This window comes from Proteus sp. G2673 (assembly GCF_009915125.1).
Lineage (GTDB): Bacteria > Pseudomonadota > Gammaproteobacteria > Enterobacterales > Enterobacteriaceae > Proteus > Proteus penneri.
On record NZ_JAABLT010000022.1, the window covers coordinates 156,715 to 173,475 of the forward strand.

At 38.2% G+C, this 16,761-nt stretch carries 9 protein-coding genes; 5 read left to right on the forward strand and 4 right to left on the reverse strand.

Going from position 1 to position 16,761, the window contains the following annotated elements:
- Window positions 1-88 precede the first annotated feature (88 nt).
- The 4 genes from GWI59_RS13125 to mltF form a co-directional block, all read right to left on the reverse strand.
- Window positions 89-853 (reverse strand): fimbrial biogenesis chaperone, encoded by a 765-nt coding sequence (locus tag GWI59_RS13125; protein WP_072063254.1) that lies wholly within the window; start codon window positions 851-853, stop codon window positions 89-91.
- 30 nt (window positions 854-883) lie between these two features.
- Window positions 884-3,370, reverse strand: a complete 2,487-nt coding sequence (locus GWI59_RS13130; RefSeq protein ID WP_072063253.1) for a fimbria/pilus outer membrane usher protein — start codon at window positions 3,368-3,370, stop codon at window positions 884-886.
- 174 nt (window positions 3,371-3,544) lie between these two features.
- Window positions 3,545-4,093 carry a fimbrial protein gene (locus GWI59_RS13135; RefSeq protein ID WP_006533475.1) on the reverse strand — a complete coding sequence of 183 codons (549 nt, stop codon included), beginning with the start codon at window positions 4,091-4,093 and terminating at the stop codon, window positions 3,545-3,547.
- Between the two features lie 807 nt (window positions 4,094-4,900).
- Window positions 4,901-6,361, reverse strand: coding sequence for a membrane-bound lytic murein transglycosylase MltF (gene mltF, locus GWI59_RS13140; RefSeq protein WP_006533474.1), 1,461 nt, complete (start codon window positions 6,359-6,361; stop codon window positions 4,901-4,903).
- A 264-nt stretch (window positions 6,362-6,625) separates the two neighbouring features.
- On the opposite strand from mltF, the gene purL reads away from it, so the two are divergent.
- The 5 genes from purL (at window position 6,626) to GWI59_RS13165 (ending at window position 16,750) form a co-directional block, all read left to right on the forward strand.
- Window positions 6,626-10,516 (forward strand): phosphoribosylformylglycinamidine synthase, encoded by a 3,891-nt coding sequence (gene purL / locus GWI59_RS13145; protein ID WP_161724879.1) that lies wholly within the window; start codon window positions 6,626-6,628, stop codon window positions 10,514-10,516.
- Between the two features lie 691 nt (window positions 10,517-11,207).
- Complete coding sequence (locus tag GWI59_RS13150) at window positions 11,208-12,656, forward strand: sensor histidine kinase (protein WP_072063251.1); 1,449 nt, start codon at window positions 11,208-11,210, stop codon at window positions 12,654-12,656.
- Window positions 12,656-13,711 (forward strand): two-component system QseEF-associated lipoprotein QseG, encoded by a 1,056-nt coding sequence (gene qseG, locus GWI59_RS13155; protein WP_237612111.1) that lies wholly within the window; start codon window positions 12,656-12,658, stop codon window positions 13,709-13,711. Before GWI59_RS13150 ends, qseG begins: the two co-directional genes overlap by 1 nt.
- Before the next feature lie 11 nt (window positions 13,712-13,722).
- Window positions 13,723-15,060 (forward strand): two-component system response regulator GlrR, encoded by a 1,338-nt coding sequence (glrR, locus tag GWI59_RS13160; RefSeq protein WP_072063249.1) that lies wholly within the window; start codon window positions 13,723-13,725, stop codon window positions 15,058-15,060.
- A gap of 73 nt (window positions 15,061-15,133) precedes the next feature.
- A complete protein-coding gene (locus GWI59_RS13165; protein ID WP_072063248.1) occupies window positions 15,134-16,750 on the forward strand; it encodes an NAD+ synthase in 1,617 nt (538 codons plus the stop codon).
- The last annotated feature ends 11 nt before the right edge of the window (window positions 16,751-16,761 follow it).

Genomic DNA, 16,761 nt, shown 5'->3' on the forward strand with positions numbered 1-16,761 from the left:
GAAAATGCCGGTAAAAAATAGCATTACTGATTTGGAATGAATGTTTTTTTTATTTAATTGCATTTTATTCCTACCGGCGTCAAGTTAATTAATATTTTGGTTGTTGGTCTTTCGGTGCTGCTTTACAGCTATTTTGTTGGCAAACAAATTTTAATTCTGGATGCCCACCGTAATCATTTACATACATCATGTAAAATTGATTGACGTTACTCGTTTTAACTGGAATTTCCAGTGATGATTTAGGCGCAACCATTAAACCAGGAAAAGTGGTTAACTTATCGCTATCTTCACCATTCAATTTATTAGAAAGCCCAATAATTGTGATGTAGTAAGGTGTTGGGTTTTCGGCAATAAATTGATTACCTTGTTTTTTAAATACTAATTGGTCTTGCCAAATCATGCCCGGTTTTTCAGGAATAATAGCCGTTGGGCGGTAGAATAATTTAATGCGAGACTGCATTGCCATTTGCAACACATTCGCTTGTTTTGGTGCCGGAGGAATTTCACGAACATTTAAATAAAACAATGATTCTCTATCTTGTGGCAAAAGCCCAATTTCTGCTGTTTTGGTAATTCTGACAACACCTTTTTGGTCACCATCAAGACGCTGTAAGGGCGGTAACGCCACTAAAGGAGATGCGATTTTTTGTCCGTGTTCATTTTCAACCCATGATTGCGCTAAAAAAGGAATATCAGGGCTAGTATTTTTTAAGTTTACACTCGCTGAGTTTTCGTTGCCCATAAGCACAACGCGAGTTCTATCTAATGACACGCCCGCTTGAGTCGTACTCACTATGCTGAGTGCAATTAATGAGCCACAAAAAAGCGTTTTGAGTGTGTTGAATGAGTTCATACAATTATCTCTAGTAATTCATTTTGTTCATTAAAGTCCCTGACATAATAATGATTCACGTTTTAGTGGATCGTTAATTACGGCTGGAATTGTAATCGTACACTGGGTTTTACCACCCCAAATCACGTTTAATGATTCATTAAGGTTAACACCGGCGATATAAACTAAACCATCTTCCATTACCATTCCCATATTTTCACCGTTTTTATTGGTAATTTCGGCACCAAATGGTGGGTATGCTTGATCGACAGTTCGTAAGATAGCCATTAGGCGTTCACCTTGTCGAACAGGAAATTTATAGTAGCCAATCGCACCTTCAGTTAACGTTGCAGATGTAATGGCTTTGTGTGTTTCAATATCTGAATCCATTTTATCAACATCAATACGAGCATCAACATTGTTATAACTGGTTAAGTCAGTTAATACTCCAATACCAAATAGGTTGGTTGTTGTGCTTTGATTATTAAATGGCACACCTGCAACGCCATCTGTATCAACCATCATTCGAGCTGTACTCGATGTCATGCTGCTACTATGTAATGCAGCACCTTGACGAGTAGCTGTAAATCCGCCTTTTACTGTTGCACCTACAGCAACATAGTTATCTTGTTGATAGCTTGCATTGGCATTAATTTCTGCATATTGCGAGCGGTATTGATAATAACCATCAGTATTCGCTTTATTATCTGAGCTTAAACCAGCTCGGATACGCCATAGATTATTATAATTGCTATTATCAGAATAAGAGGCCATTTGGTTCACCTTTCCGTTACTGTCTTGCAAGCTATAACCAAGGCTTTTGCTACTTCCTAATGGAACTGAAATATTGAAAGAAATACTGTCATCAGTATTTCCTTTATGCTGAGTACGGAATGCTGATAAGTTAGTATTAATTTGTTCTATACCCATAATAGAAAAATTGCGACTTACCGTAACACCATATTGTTCTTGTGTATTTTTATCCCAATAGTTTTGGTGTCGATAAGATAGATAAAGTGTTGTCGATTTTTCAATATCATCAGCCCAAAAAGTTTTGTTACCTGTAATGGTATACATCTCTTTTTCATAACCATTGTTATTAATGTTGTTATAACGCTCATCTATATATTGAGAGAAAGAGCGGAATGTTTTCTCTGAAAAACGGTAACCAGCAAAAGTAATCGTACTATGGTACTCATCGAATGTTTTAGCGTAGTTCAGTTTGAATGACATCCCGTTGATATTCTCATTATCATAGGTTTTGCTATAAGATTGAGTAATATCACCTGAAAGGGTACCTAAACGTCCCATATCGTGACCTAAGCCTAATGACCACGCATTGTAATCTTTAACTGTTAACAAAACTCCGCCATACAGTGACCATGTGTTGTTCATACCCCATGAAAAATCGCCTTGATAAAAAACAGGCCCCTGCATTTTATGGTTGTTGAGTGATGACTGACCGATTGATGTGTTATAGCGCACTGAACCTGGGCGAGTCATATAAGGTAGATTGGCTGTTTGTACTTGGAATTCGTTTACTTTACCGTTTTGCTCTTCAACTCTGACATTTAATTGACCTTGTACCGTATCTTGTAAATGTTTAATAGCAAAAGGGCCCGCAGGTACGGTGGTTTCATAAATTAAGCGACCATTTTGCGTTACCGTTACTTTAGCATTAGTGTTTGCGATACCATGAATTTCAGGTGCATAACCTTGCAAAGACGGGGGCAACATTCTTTCATCACTTTGTATATTGGCGCCTGTAAAACGAAAACTATCAAAAACTTGGGAGTTTAAATAAGTTTCACCAAGCGTTAATTTTGCTGCTTGGTTAGGTAATGGTTTATATGCGTAAATCTGATTCCAATCAAAACTATTGTTTGATGAGTATTCAGATGAATAATTTCCTTGATATTCAGCACGTAATCGCCATTCACCAAGGTTAATCCCTGCTTGCCCATATCCTGTCAATGAATTGTTATTATTACCTTTATTAGGACGTGTCGATGTCCCTGTTAAGGTATAGTCAACTAATAGCCCAGATACACCCGGATCCCACAATTCAGGTGGCGTCCAATCCGTATCTTCATACTTCATTAGTGAGCGAGGTATAACAATATCGAGAACACCACCATCATTTTTGATAGAGATACCCGGTAATTGACTAATATCGAAACAATCTGGTGAGATTTCTTCGATAAATTTTTGATTTTCTTCGTTAACTGTTAATTTTTTTAGAAGAGTAGGGTCAATACAAGCGATGGAGTAATTGGGTTTCACTTCAACATAATTAATGTTTTGGCGAGGGAAATCACGGCCGTTTATACGGATATCTAAGTAGTAGATACCCGGAATGATGTAATTAGAGGTTGCAAAACGAGATAAATCGACATTATCTCTGTCTTCGGCATCTAGCATATGAATGTTAAATTCCACAGAATCATCTTGCTCGGCTTTAGCGACAAACGTTAAGCACAATAGCAAAATGGCACAAATGTTTTTCCATATTGTGCTGTGAAAAAAAGAAATTAACATGAATAAACGCCTAATTATTAATAAAATAAAAACCAATTAAATAATGAATATTTATTTAATTAATTTTTATTTTATTCTTATTAAATTGAAGTGTTTTATCAAATTTAACGCAGAGGAAATCCCCTGCGTTAATGCAGTAATTTATTATTTAATTAATTAAAATAAATAAAACGATTACTGATAATCAACTTGGAAGTTGATAACGGCTTGGAATTCACCAGGAGTTACAGTAGCGTCAGCTGATTCAGCTTGAACGTAAGCAACGAATGGGATTTTAGAAACGCCATTAACTAATTGTACAGGTGTTGTTGCTGTGTTCCATTTTACTGATTTGCTGCCAGCATCCATTAAACCGATACCTGCGCCAGAAGCTGAGCCAGATACGAAAGAAGCTAAGTCTTTATTTGTTGCATTAACAACGCTTGGTGTATAGCTAACAGTAGCTGTTTTTGCTACGGTAGTATCACAGTCTTGTAATTCGATATCTTTTTTAACGTTACCTGCTTTCTGCATATTTGCTAATGCAGAAGTTGGGATTTCACTGAAGTCAACAATAACAGGGCTTGAAGAAGCGGCTAATCCACAAGCTGAATTAACAATTTCACCTTTTAATTGAATTTCGCCTTTAGTTGCGCCAATTTTTGGTGCAGGAGTTTCAGCAGTTGCAACAGAATTAATACCAAATACTAAAGCAGCAGCTAAAGCAATTTTACTCAGTTTCATTATAAATAATCCCTTGAAGATCGTGCGTATTATTACTTGTAGAAAATAATATTAATGTCGGAATATAAAAATTGATTTGCATTATATTTCGAGTTGTTTCGAATAATGACTGGTTTATATGATATCAATAAAGGTGCTCTGTTTGATATAACGTTTTGTTGATTTCCTCAATTTTCATATTTAATCTCGCCTATTCCATATTAATAGAGTTTTGTATAGGTTTATTATTTTTATTACTCTCTTTATGGGTTAAAAAGTTTATCAGGCAGATAAATTTAATAGACAATATAATTAACATTATTTTAACTTTACAAAAGGTAAGGTTCTTAACATTAGGTTAAGAAAATTAATAAAAACAATTATAGATTATCATAATATATATAATTCAATAAGTTAGATGTTAATAAAGAAGTGGTTGAGTTAATTTTTGACGAAAAAAAAGTTTTTAACAAAACAATAATCATAAAATGAATAATAACTAATGAGATAATTCCTACGTATTTAAGTTAATTTTTTCTTATATTTTACCTATTCTGATACTCTTAAAATGACTAGTTAGGTTATTTTAAATACAATTTACTCATTGGCTGAGTGTTTTTACTAATGAGTGTTACATTTTTTAACACATGAGTTTTCCCTATTTTTTGGAAAAAAAACTTGAAAAAATGTAACAATTCTTAGTATTAAGAAAATATTAATTTAGGGATTACTTTATGACAGGAAAGATTTTTCAATAGAGAAATGAAATAAATAAGCCTCTATAAAAGAGGCTATGCTGTTTAATTGGTTGTTTTTAAGTACAAAAAATTATTGATAAGCCATATCTTGAGTCAACGGTGAGCTTCCTTGTTCTTCATCATCCTCTTGATCTTTAGATAATATTTTATTTTTGCTCTCTTTGGCTTGAAGGTAACCAACAAGGCTGAGTTGATATCGTCGAATGTTTTCAACATAGCGATAAGCCTCATGCCCTCTGGCATAGCCATAAGGGAGATTTTCATAATATTTCTTTTGGCTAAGTAGAGGTAATCTTGATTTTACATCTAGCCAACTGTCAGGATCGGCATTTTGTTGCTCAGTAAGTCTTCTGGCATCAAGCATATGGCCAAATCCTATATTATATGCTGCTAATGCAAACCAAATTCTTTCATCTTCAGGGATAGAATCTGGTAAACGCGAAAGGAGATGCTTAAGATATTGCGCTCCACCTCGAACACTCTCTTCAGGATCAAGCCTATCAGTAACGCCCATACTTGATGCCGTGGGACGAGTTAACATCATTAATCCTCTCACTCCAGTTGGTGATGTAGCATGAGGGTCCCAATGTGATTCTTGCCATGCCATAGCTGCCAATAACCGCCAATCGAAAGTATCTGCATATTTTTCAAAAAGGGGCTGATAGTTTGGTAAAACAGAATCTATCGCCGTAATAAAAGAGATAGTATCGAAGTAATCAAACGAACCCACATGGCCAAAATACTTTTCTTCAAGTCTTGCTAATACATCTTCTTGAGATAATTGATTAAAGTAATCAAGCATCGCCGCATATAAGCTGTTATCTTCACTATCCGGCAAATACCATGTTAATGGTCGGCTTTCCGTGACTTCAAACCCTACGGCAACATTTGGATGAATGCGTTGTTGTACTGCAACACTGATTGAGTCTGCTAACACATAGGTTATTTTGCCTTCAGATAATGCTTCTAGCAGTTGTGAGGTCGTCTGATTATCTGATTCTTCCCATTCAAGCTCGGGATATTGCGTCTCTTTTAATGTTCGCAATAAACTTGCATGAGCAGAGCCAGCCGTGACAACAAGGCGCCCATCTAACGTATCAAAGCTACGTGGCCTTAATGTCCCTTTACGGTAAATGAGCTGTTGAGAAACTGAAAAGTAAGCAGGGCCACTGCGTGTCTTATCTAATCTCTCTTGATTATAAAGTAATCCGGCGGCGATAAAATCAGCTTTATTATTCTCCAGATCATCAAACATTTGGTTGATATTTGTCCGCATATTAACGACAAGTTTCACGCCTAAGTAGTCTGCAAAGCGTTTAACTAATTCATAATCGAAACCTACGGGGTCCTTTTTATCGTTCATCGTTATCAATGGTGAAGGTATCGTACTAATTCTTAACTCACCACGAGATAAAATCTTATTTATCTGCGCTTTTTGCCTATCTGGCCATGTAATATTCAATGCGATAATGGCCGCTGAAAAGAGCGCTATGATAACGATAACGAAATAGTTTATCCTTATATTATTCAATAGGTTGGTTCTCGTTAACGTTGTTTATTGTTGTGTGTAAAATCGTCATTTTAACATGGATAAATTTCCAGTAATCGAGCATTTTGCTTAACATATTGGCAAGACGCAACTTGATTACACCAATTAATCATTAAAACACTCTAAGTTAAATGCCGTTATTTTGTTCACGCAAACGGTTTCGTCTGGACGGTTATTCTATTATACTAGGCGAGTTTCCCCTGAATGATTGATCAGGCTAGCTGCTAAAAGAGAGAACTCAATACTATGGAAATCCTGCGTGGCTCCCCCGCTTTATCCGCGTTTCGTATTAATAAATTACTCACTCTATGTCAGGAAAATGCTCTTCCTGTACAAAGTATATACGCGGAATTTGTCCATTTCGCGAAAGTGGAAGGGCAGTTATCTGAAGATGACCAAATTAAATTACGTCAACTACTGCATTATGGGCCTTCATTAACAGAACATGAGCCTGTTGGGGAAATGCGAGTTGTTACGCCTCGCCCAGGAACAATTTCACCTTGGTCTTCTAAAGCGACAGATATTGCACATAATTGTGGTTTAGCCAAGGTTGTCCGAATTGAACGTGGTATCGCTTACTTTATTGAATGCGGTACGATGACAGACACTCAGTGGCAACAACTTTATGGTTTTATTCATGATCGAATGATGGAAACCATTTTCTTAAATTATCAAGATGTAAATGCACTTTTTGCCGAGCAAACGCCAGCACCACTAAAAACGATTGATGTTCTTGCAAGAGGCAAGGATGCACTGGTAAAAGCTAATATCGAAATGGGATTAGCGCTGGCAGATGATGAAGTTGATTACCTAGTCGATGCATTTAACCGCTTACAACGTAATCCAACTGATGTTGAGCTTTATATGTTTGCACAAGCCAACTCTGAACATTGTCGCCACAAAATATTTAATGCAGATTGGATAATTGATGGTAAAGCTCAAGATAAATCATTATTTAAAATGATTAAAAATACGTTTGAGCAAACGCCTGATTATGTCATGTCTGCTTATAAGGATAATGCTGCTGTAATGGAAGGCTCTGTGGCAGGGCGTTTTTATCCTGATGCTGAGAAAGGGCATTACCATTATCATCAAGAACCCGTACATATCTTGATGAAAGTGGAAACACATAACCACCCAACGGCGATTTCACCTTGGCCAGGGGCTGCAACAGGTTCTGGTGGTGAAATTCGAGATGAAGGTGCAACGGGGCGTGGTGCAAAACCTAAAGCGGGTCTAGTTGGATTTTCGGTTTCTAATTTACGTATTCCTGGATTTGAACAGCCTTGGGAAGAAGATTTTGGCAAACCAGAGCGAATTGTTAATGCATTAGATATTATGACCGAAGGCCCATTAGGTGGTGCAGCATTTAATAATGAGTTTGGTCGTCCGGCATTACTAGGCTATTTCAGAACTTATGAAGAACAAGTTAATAGTCACAATGGCGTTGAAATTCGCGGTTACCATAAACCAATTATGTTAGCAGGGGGAATTGGTAATATTCGTGAAGATCACGTACAAAAAGGTGAAATTACTGTTGGTGCTAAGTTGATTGTACTTGGTGGACCATCTATGAACATTGGCCTTGGTGGTGGTGCAGCTTCTTCTATGACATCAGGCCAATCTGATGCGGACTTAGATTTTGCTTCTGTTCAACGTGATAACCCAGAAATGGAACGTCGTTGTCAAGAAGTTATCGACCGTTGTTGGCAATTAGGTGACGATAACCCAATCTTATTTATTCATGACGTTGGTGCTGGTGGCCTTTCGAATGCAATGCCTGAATTAGTCAATGATGGGGGTCGTGGTGGTCGTTTTGAATTACGCGATGTTCTTAATGATGAACCGGGTATGAGCCCACTTGAGATCTGGTGTAATGAATCTCAAGAGCGTTATGTATTGGCGGTATCACCTGAAAAAATGCCTCTTTTTGATGCGTTATGCCAACGTGAGAGAGCACCTTATGCTGTAATTGGTGAAGCTACGCAAGAGCGTGAATTAGTATTAAACGATACACACTTTGATAATAAACCTATTGATATGCCATTGGACATATTATTAGGTAAAGCACCTAAAATGTTACGTGATGTGAAATCACAAAAAACAGAAGGTGTGTATCTAGATCGTAAAGATATTGATTTAAAAGATGCCATATATCGTGTTCTTCATTTACCTGCTGTTGCTGAAAAAACCTTCTTAATTACCATTGGTGACCGTTCAGTAACGGGTATGGTTGCGCGAGATCAAATGGTTGGTCCTTGGCAAATTCCTGTTGCTAACTGTGCTGTTACCACAGCAACATTAGATAGCTATTATGGTGAAGCAATGTCGATCGGTGAACGCGCGCCAATCGCACTATTAGATTTTGCTGCATCTGCACGTATGGCTGTCGGCGAAGCGTTAACAAATATGGCGGGTTGTGATGTGGAAGCGCTTAATCGTATTAAACTTTCGGCTAACTGGATGTCGGCAGCAGGCCATCCTGGTGAAGATGCGGGTTTATATGATGCAGTGAAAGCCATTGGTGAAGAGTTATGTCCAGAGTTAGGCATTACTATTCCTGTGGGCAAAGATTCAATGTCAATGAAGACGCGTTGGCAAGATAAAGATGGGAAAACCAAAGAGGTTACTTCTCCATTATCTTTAGTTATCACGGCATTTTCTCGTGTTGAAGATGTGCGTAAAACAGTGACACCTGAATTATCAACACAAGCAGGAAATCGCCTATATCTAATTGATTTGGGAAATGGGCATAACGCATTAGGTGCGACGGCACTAGCACAAGTTTATCGTCAACTCGGCCAAAAAGCGGCAGATCTTCGTAATGTTGAGCAGTTAAAACAGTTCTTTAATGTAATGCAACAATTGGTTAATGAGCGCAAATTGTTGGCCTATCACGATCGTTCTGATGGTGGATTATTTGTCACTCTTGCAGAAATGGCATTCACAGGCCATTGTGGCTTACATGTTGATATCAGTGCGTATGATGAAGATATTTTAGCTGGACTCTTTAATGAAGAGCTTGGTGGCGTGATCCAAATTAGTGCTGAACATCAAGAGGCTGTTGAAGCATTATTTGCTGAATATGGCTTATCGGATTGTTTACACTATTTAGGTCAAGCAACAGAAAATGACGCCATTATTATCCAAAGCCGTGAAACTGAAGTTTATAATGAAAAACGCAGTACCTTGCGTCTTTGGTGGGCAGAAACAACATGGCAAATGCAACGTTTACGCGATAACCCTGAGTGTGCAGATGAAGAGCATCAAGCAAAACAAGATCTCAACGATCCGGGGTTAAATGTGAATTTAACCTTTGATCCAAATGAAGATATTGCTGCACCTTATATTGCAACAGGAAGCCGTCCTCGTATTGCGGTATTAAGGGAGCAAGGCGTCAACTCTCATGTTGAAATGGCGGCTGCTTTTGACAGAGCGGGTTTTGATGCTATTGATGTTCATATGAGTGACTTACACTCCTCACGACGTTCACTTAGTGATTTTGATGTGCTGGTGGCGTGTGGTGGATTCTCTTACGGTGACGTATTAGGCGCGGGTGAAGGTTGGGCGAAGTCTATTTTATTTAACTCTCGCTTACGTGATGAATTTGCTCAATTCTTTGAACGCCAAGATACCTTATCCCTTGGGGTCTGTAATGGTTGCCAGATGATGTCAACATTATCAGAACTTATTCCGGGTGCAGATTTGTGGCCTCGTTTTGTGCGCAATCGTTCTGAGCGTTTTGAAGCACGTTTTAGTTTAGTGAAAGTGACAGAAAGTCCATCGTTATTACTGCAAGGTATGGTGGGTTCGCAAATGCCTATCGCAGTTTCTCATGGTGAAGGTTTTGCTGAATTCCGTGATGCAGAGCAATTAGCACAACTAGAAGCTCAAAATTTAGTGGGATTACGTTTTGTCGATCACTATGGTAATCCAACAGAACAATATCCATTAAACCCTAATGGCTCAGTTAAAGGGATCACTGCTGTTACGACAAAAGATGGTCGTTCAACCATTATGATGCCTCACCCAGAACGCGTGTTTAGAACAATTAGTAATTCTTGGCATCCAGATAACTGGGGCGAAGACAGCCCTTGGATGCGATTATTCCGTAATGCAAGAAAGCAATTTGATTAATCAAAAGTCATCTTGTCTTAGTGATAAACAAATAAAGCCTCTACATTGTTAGAGGCTTTATTTCATTGATAATAAAAGAATTATTTATTGTTGTGTAAAAACGACGACATTCACTATTTTATGTGTCTCCTTTTGGCGACATATATATTATTGAAATATAAGTAATTATAAAATTTAGGGTAACTCTGTCTGGATATGGAGACAGCTTGGTTGTTTTATAACTAGATAAAAAAGAGTTATACATAAAATATCAGAGGGTTGTTTTTATTTTTTGTTATTTTTCAATATATTAAACAATTACTTTGAAGGTTGGCACGCCTTGTGCATTATATAAATCAGTTGCTCATTCAACTTTTTATGTCGGTCCACAATAATGGGTGGGAACATACCACATAAGCCAGGAATGACGCCAGAGTAAGGTGCCTACCGTCCAACATCATGATACTCGTCTTCGGACCTTATCAAACACAGGGCGACACGTGGAGTGAGGCACCACCTTCATTCTCTTTTAGAGAAAAAAGAGATGAAATATTGACGAGCGGAATATCTCAATAAGATATTCCGCTCTCCCACTTCTAGAGCCTGTCGCATTTCCTCTATTGTGTTTGTTCTCTTGCCTGATTTTCCTAATGTCGGACTTTTTTCTTGTTATCAAGTCATGTAGCATCGCATTACTCTAATAGGTGTTGAGATGATTTCATTGAAAAAGTGGCGTATTTTTCCTCGTTCTTTAAGACAGCTCGTGATAATGGCATTTTGGATGGTGCTATTACCTTTACTTGTCCTTGCTTATCAAGCTTATCAAAGTCTCGATCAATTAAGTAATCAAGCAGCAATTACTAATAAAAATGCATTGGCCGATACTGAACGCAGTGAAGTTATGCGAAATTTAGCTATTGAGATGGAAGGAAACTATCGTCGTTATTGTGTTTTACGTGATAAGACTGATGATGATATGTACCAACAACGCTATCAGCAATACACCAAACTTTTCTCAACATTACAGCAAACCATAATTCCACTTTCTTCATCTAAAGAAGCCGACGTGCTTAATTCTTCACTTGAAAAGCTAAAGTCTATTCAGTGTGAAAGCAGTGAGCCTACGAAAGAGATGCAACAAGCTCTTGAGCAGTTCTCTTATGCCAATAATCGTATTGTTGTCTTAACCAAAGAGATTATTTTTAGTCGCGGTGAACAACTTCAAATGGCAATTGCTGAGAAAGGACGCTATTTCGGTTGGCAAAGCCTTATCGTTTTTGTTTTCAGCTTGATCCTCATCGCGCTATTTACTCGAATGATTATTGGTCCTGTTAAAGGGATTGAAAAGATGATCAACCGATTAGGTGAAGGTCGAACGCTTAGTAACAATTTGGATTCTTTTCAAGGACCGCGAGAACTGCGATCGTTAGCTCAACGCATTATTTGGTTAAGTGAACGATTAGCATGGCTTGAATCACAACGTCATGAGTTTTTACGTCATATTTCTCATGAGTTAAAAACGCCACTTGCTAGTATGCGGGAAGGTACTGAATTATTAGCCGATGAAGTTGCGGGTCCTTTAACGCTCGATCAAAAAGAAGTGGTTTCTATTCTTGATAATAGTAGTAAACAGTTACAGTTATTAATTGAACAACTACTTGATTATAATCGTAAACTTTCTGAGGTTCCTCAGCAAATTGAAGAGGTCGATTTAACTCATTTAGTGAATGATGTGGTATTAGCACACAGCTTACCTGCCAGAGCAAAAGAGATTAAAACGATAATTTCACTTAATCTGACAAAATGTCGAGCAGAAGCGACATTATTATCACGAGTTATCGACAATCTCTATTCGAATGCGGTGCACTATGGTGCCGAATCAGGTAATATCTGGATCTCTAGTTATCAAGTTGAACAGAAAATAGTTATTGATATAGCCAATAAAGGAACACCGATCCCTGAATCTGAACAAAAAATGATTTTTGAACCCTTTTTCCAAGGTTCTTTGCTACGTAAAGGGGCTGTCAAAGGAAGTGGTTTAGGTTTGAGTATTGCTCATGACTGTATCAAAAGAATGGAAGGTGAATTAAGTGTTGTTCCTTCTGACTATGCTGATGTCTGTTTTCGTATTGAATTACCGCTACTTTCTGAGATTAAATAATGCAAATCAGGTCACAAAAACAAGCATCTCCTCATCATGAATATAAAAAAATAAATAAGAAGATGCTTGGTATTGAATGGTTATTTATGGCCCCTGCATCAACTAGAAAAATCGCATTAAATTGGAAGCAATGTTTCTTGTTTATTATGCTTCCACTGGTTCTTTCAGGGTGTACACCAAAGTCGCTCACTAATACACTAGAGCCTGAGCAAGAAATTCCCGTTGTTAAACAAAAAACGATTGATTATCGTTGGGCTGAATGTAAAACCTTAAGCTCATTTTATGATGAAGGCATTAATAACGCACTTTATTGGTTACGTGTTATTGAATGTACAAACCGCATAATGACGACAGAAGCACAACGCCAAGCAAGCAATGTTATCGTCACTGGTTGGGATGATGCATTTTATAAAAGTATTCTATTAGAACGTGCTGGAATGACGATTGCCGAACGTCGAACACAATTAGTGTTATTAGAAAGCTATAAATTACAATTTCCGAGTTCTATGCGGGTTCTATTATCGATATGGATTGAGAACCAAACACTCATTCTCTCTTTAGCTGAAGAAAAGAATCGCTATCGTCGTTTAACTACAGATACAGATAATAGAATTGATGCGCTAAGAAAAGAGAATAATGCGTTACAACATGAACTGAGTGTCACGCTGAAAAAGCTTGAGAGCCTTACCCAAATTGAACGACAGTTATCGAATAGAAAACAGAGTGGTTCTGTTGATTCGTTATCGCAAAATGAAGATTTAGCTGAGAGCGCAACTGCAACATCTGCGGAAACAGAAAAAGTGAATGCAGAGAAAACTACTACTGAAAAAACTGTTGTTGAAAAAACGACTGAAAAACCGGTTTCGACACAATCGATAACAGATAAGCCAAAGGGTGAGGAAAAACAACCTTCTGCCACAGCGGTTAAACCAGAGCCTTCAAAACCAGAGTCTACGAAAGCCGAATCAACGAAATCTGAGGCGGTAAGATCAGAACCAGTCAAAACTGATACTGACACGCAAAGCTCAAAACCGACTGAAGCAGGTTCTAAATAAGGAGAATGTGCATGGCTGGCCATAAATCAGCAAATCTTTTACTTGTCGATGACGATCCTGGGTTATTAAAGTTACTTGGCATGCGATTAACAAGTGAAGGTTTTCATATCTTCACCGCTGAAAGTGGACAAGAAGCACTAAAACTTCTCTTAAAAGAAAAAATAGATCTTGTTATTAGTGATCTCCGAATGGATGAAATGGATGGTATGGCGCTGTTTGCTGAAATACAACGCCAGCAACCAGGTATGCCTGTTATCATTCTTACCGCCCATGGCTCTATTCCTGATGCAGTGGCTGCAACGCAGCAAGGTGTATTTAGTTTTTTAACTAAACCCGTTGATAGAGATGCACTTTATAAAGCGATTGATGAAGCACTTGAGCTTGTGACTATTGTTTCAGATGAAGAGTGGTCAAAAGATATCGTGACACGTAGCCCGCAAATGCTACGTTTATTAGAGCAAGCAAAGTTAGTTGCACAATCTGATGTCAGTGTACTTATTAACGGTCAAAGTGGCACAGGTAAAGAAGTGCTTGCTCAAGCTATTCATCGTGCCAGTCCTAGAGCGAAAAAACCTTTTATTGCCATTAACTGTGGCGCCTTACCTGAGCAACTTCTAGAGTCTGAATTATTTGGCCATGCGAAAGGCGCTTTTACAGGAGCAGTGAGTAGTCGTGAAGGTCTATTTCAGGCAGCTGAAGGCGGCACATTATTTTTAGATGAAATTGGCGATATGCCAATGGCATTGCAAGTTAAGTTATTACGTGTTTTACAAGAGCGAAAAGTTCGTCCATTAGGCAGTAATCGCGATATTGATATTGATGTACGTATTCTTTCTGCAACGCATCGTGATTTACCTAAAGCGATGGAACGTAATGAATTTCGTGAAGATCTATTCTATCGTTTAAATGTGGTTAACTTACGTATACCGACATTAAGTGAGAGAGCCGAAGATATTCCTGTTCTTGCAAATCATCTACTACGTGAATCGGCTAAACGCCATAAGCCTTTTGTTCGAAGTTTTTCAACCGATGCGATGAAATGCTTAATGACAGCAAGTTGGCCGGGTAATGTGCGTCAATTGGTTAACGTTATTGAGCAATGTGTTGCGTTAACAACAGCACCTGTGATTAGTGAAGCGCTTGTCACACAGGCATTACAAGGTGAAAATACGGCACTGCCGACATTTGCAGAAGCTAGAGGACATTTTGAAATGACCTATTTGAGAAAACTTTTGCAAATGACAAAAGGCAATGTGACTCAAGCCGCGCGTATGGCTGGACGCAATCGAACAGAGTTTTATAAATTGTTATCTCGTCATGAGCTAGATGCGAATGATTTTAAGGAATAACCTTTTCAGATAACGAATATATTTTTAAACTAATTTTCCTTTTATGCGGAAGATAGCGGAGAGACTAATTTTTATGAGTCGTAAACTAAAACTCGCCATGGCTCAACTTAATTGGGTTGTTGGCGATATTGAAGGTAACTGCGAACGCATGTTATCTACCATTAAAGCACAAGAAGAGGCTGATTTGGTCATGTTCTCTGAGTTGGCTTTATGTGGTTACTCTCCTGAAGATCTGCTATTTCGTCCTGATTTCCAACAGCGTTGTGAAACACAACTTACGCGTTTAGAACAAGCAAGTAAAAAAACAGCGATTGTGGTTGGACATCCTTGGTGGCAAAACGGCAAAATTTACAACGCACTTTCATTTTTTTATAAAGGTGAATTGCAAGCGCGTTATTTCAAACAACAATTACCTAATTATGGTGTGTTTGATGAGAAGCGTTATTTCCAACAAGGAAATGAGCGCTGTGTGGTACCATTTAAGGGTTACCACTTAGGTTTATTAATATGTGAGGATATTTGGATCAATGAACCTATTGATGCATTAAAACAAGCGGGCGCTGATCTTGTTTTATCTATTAATGCATCACCTTATAACCGTGAAAAACCTCATGTACGTACACAGCTAATCAAAGAACATTGCCAAAGAACACACCTTCCCGTGATTTATCTTAACCAAATTGGTGGTCAAGATGAGTTGGTATTTGATGGTTGTTCAAAAGTATTTGATGAGCGCGGTGCTATTACCCATCGTTTAGCTGCATTTGATGAACAAACCACTATCGTTGAATTCGACGAGTTGAATATTATTCCGATGGTAGATCCTGCTCCGGAACTTTCACCTTTAGCACAAGTTTATCAAGCGTTAGTACTTGCAACGCGTGATTATGTAATTAAAAACGGCTTTAAAGGGGCAATTCTAGGCTTATCTGGTGGTATTGACTCTGGATTAACGGTTGCTATCGCAGCTGATGCCTTAGGCAAAGAGAGTGTTCAGGCCGTTATGATGCCATTCCGTTATACTTCAGAAATGAGTATTCATGACGCGAAAGAACAAGCAGATTTATTAGGTGTTGAGTTTGATACTGTTTCTATTGAACCGATGTTTGATGCTTTTATGGCTCAGCTTGCTCCTATGTTTAAAGATACTGCCGCAGATACCACAGAAGAAAATCTACAAGCACGTTGTCGTGCTGTTATTTTGATGGCAATGTCGAATAAACGCCGTCGTTTAGTGTTAACTACAAGCAATAAAAGTGAATCAGCAGTGGGATATTCTACATTGTATGGTGATATGGCGGGGGGTTTTGATGTACTAAAAGATGTCCCTAAAACGTTAGTTTTTGAGCTTTCTAAATATCGAAACACACTTTCACCCGCTATTCCTCAGCGTGTTATTGATAGACCACCATCAGCAGAACTTGCACCAGGACAAACAGACCAAGATAATTTACCTCCTTATGACATTCTGGATGCTATTCTTGAAGGCTATGTTGAGCAAGATAAATCTGTATCTGACTTAGTTGCAGCAGGATTTGATGAAGCAACCGTCCGTAAAGTGATAAAATTAGTCGATATTAATGAATATAAGCGACGTCAAGCCCCTGTCGGGCCACGTATTACAAGTCGTAATTTTGGTAAAGATCGCAGATACCCAATTACAAGCGGTTTTGGTCGCCACAACTGGTAATAGCAGGATAA

Bases quoted from the DNA above. Each gene is read 5' to 3' on its own strand.
- GWI59_RS13125 (WP_072063254.1), bottom strand. From the start codon at position 853: ATGAACTCATTCAACACACTCAAAACGCTTTTTTGTGGCTCATTAATT.
- GWI59_RS13130 (WP_072063253.1), bottom strand. From the start codon at position 3,370: ATGTTAATTTCTTTTTTTCACAGCACAATATGGAAAAACATTTGTGCC.
- GWI59_RS13135 (WP_006533475.1), bottom strand. From the start codon at position 4,093: ATGAAACTGAGTAAAATTGCTTTAGCTGCTGCTTTAGTATTTGGTATT.
- purL (WP_161724879.1), top strand. From the start codon at position 6,626: ATGGAAATCCTGCGTGGCTCCCCCGCTTTATCCGCGTTTCGTATTAAT.
- GWI59_RS13150 (WP_072063251.1), top strand. From the start codon at position 11,208: ATGATTTCATTGAAAAAGTGGCGTATTTTTCCTCGTTCTTTAAGACAG.
- qseG (WP_237612111.1), top strand. From the start codon at position 12,656: ATGCAAATCAGGTCACAAAAACAAGCATCTCCTCATCATGAATATAAA.
- glrR (WP_072063249.1), top strand. From the start codon at position 13,723: ATGGCTGGCCATAAATCAGCAAATCTTTTACTTGTCGATGACGATCCT.
- GWI59_RS13165 (WP_072063248.1), top strand. From the start codon at position 15,134: ATGAGTCGTAAACTAAAACTCGCCATGGCTCAACTTAATTGGGTTGTT.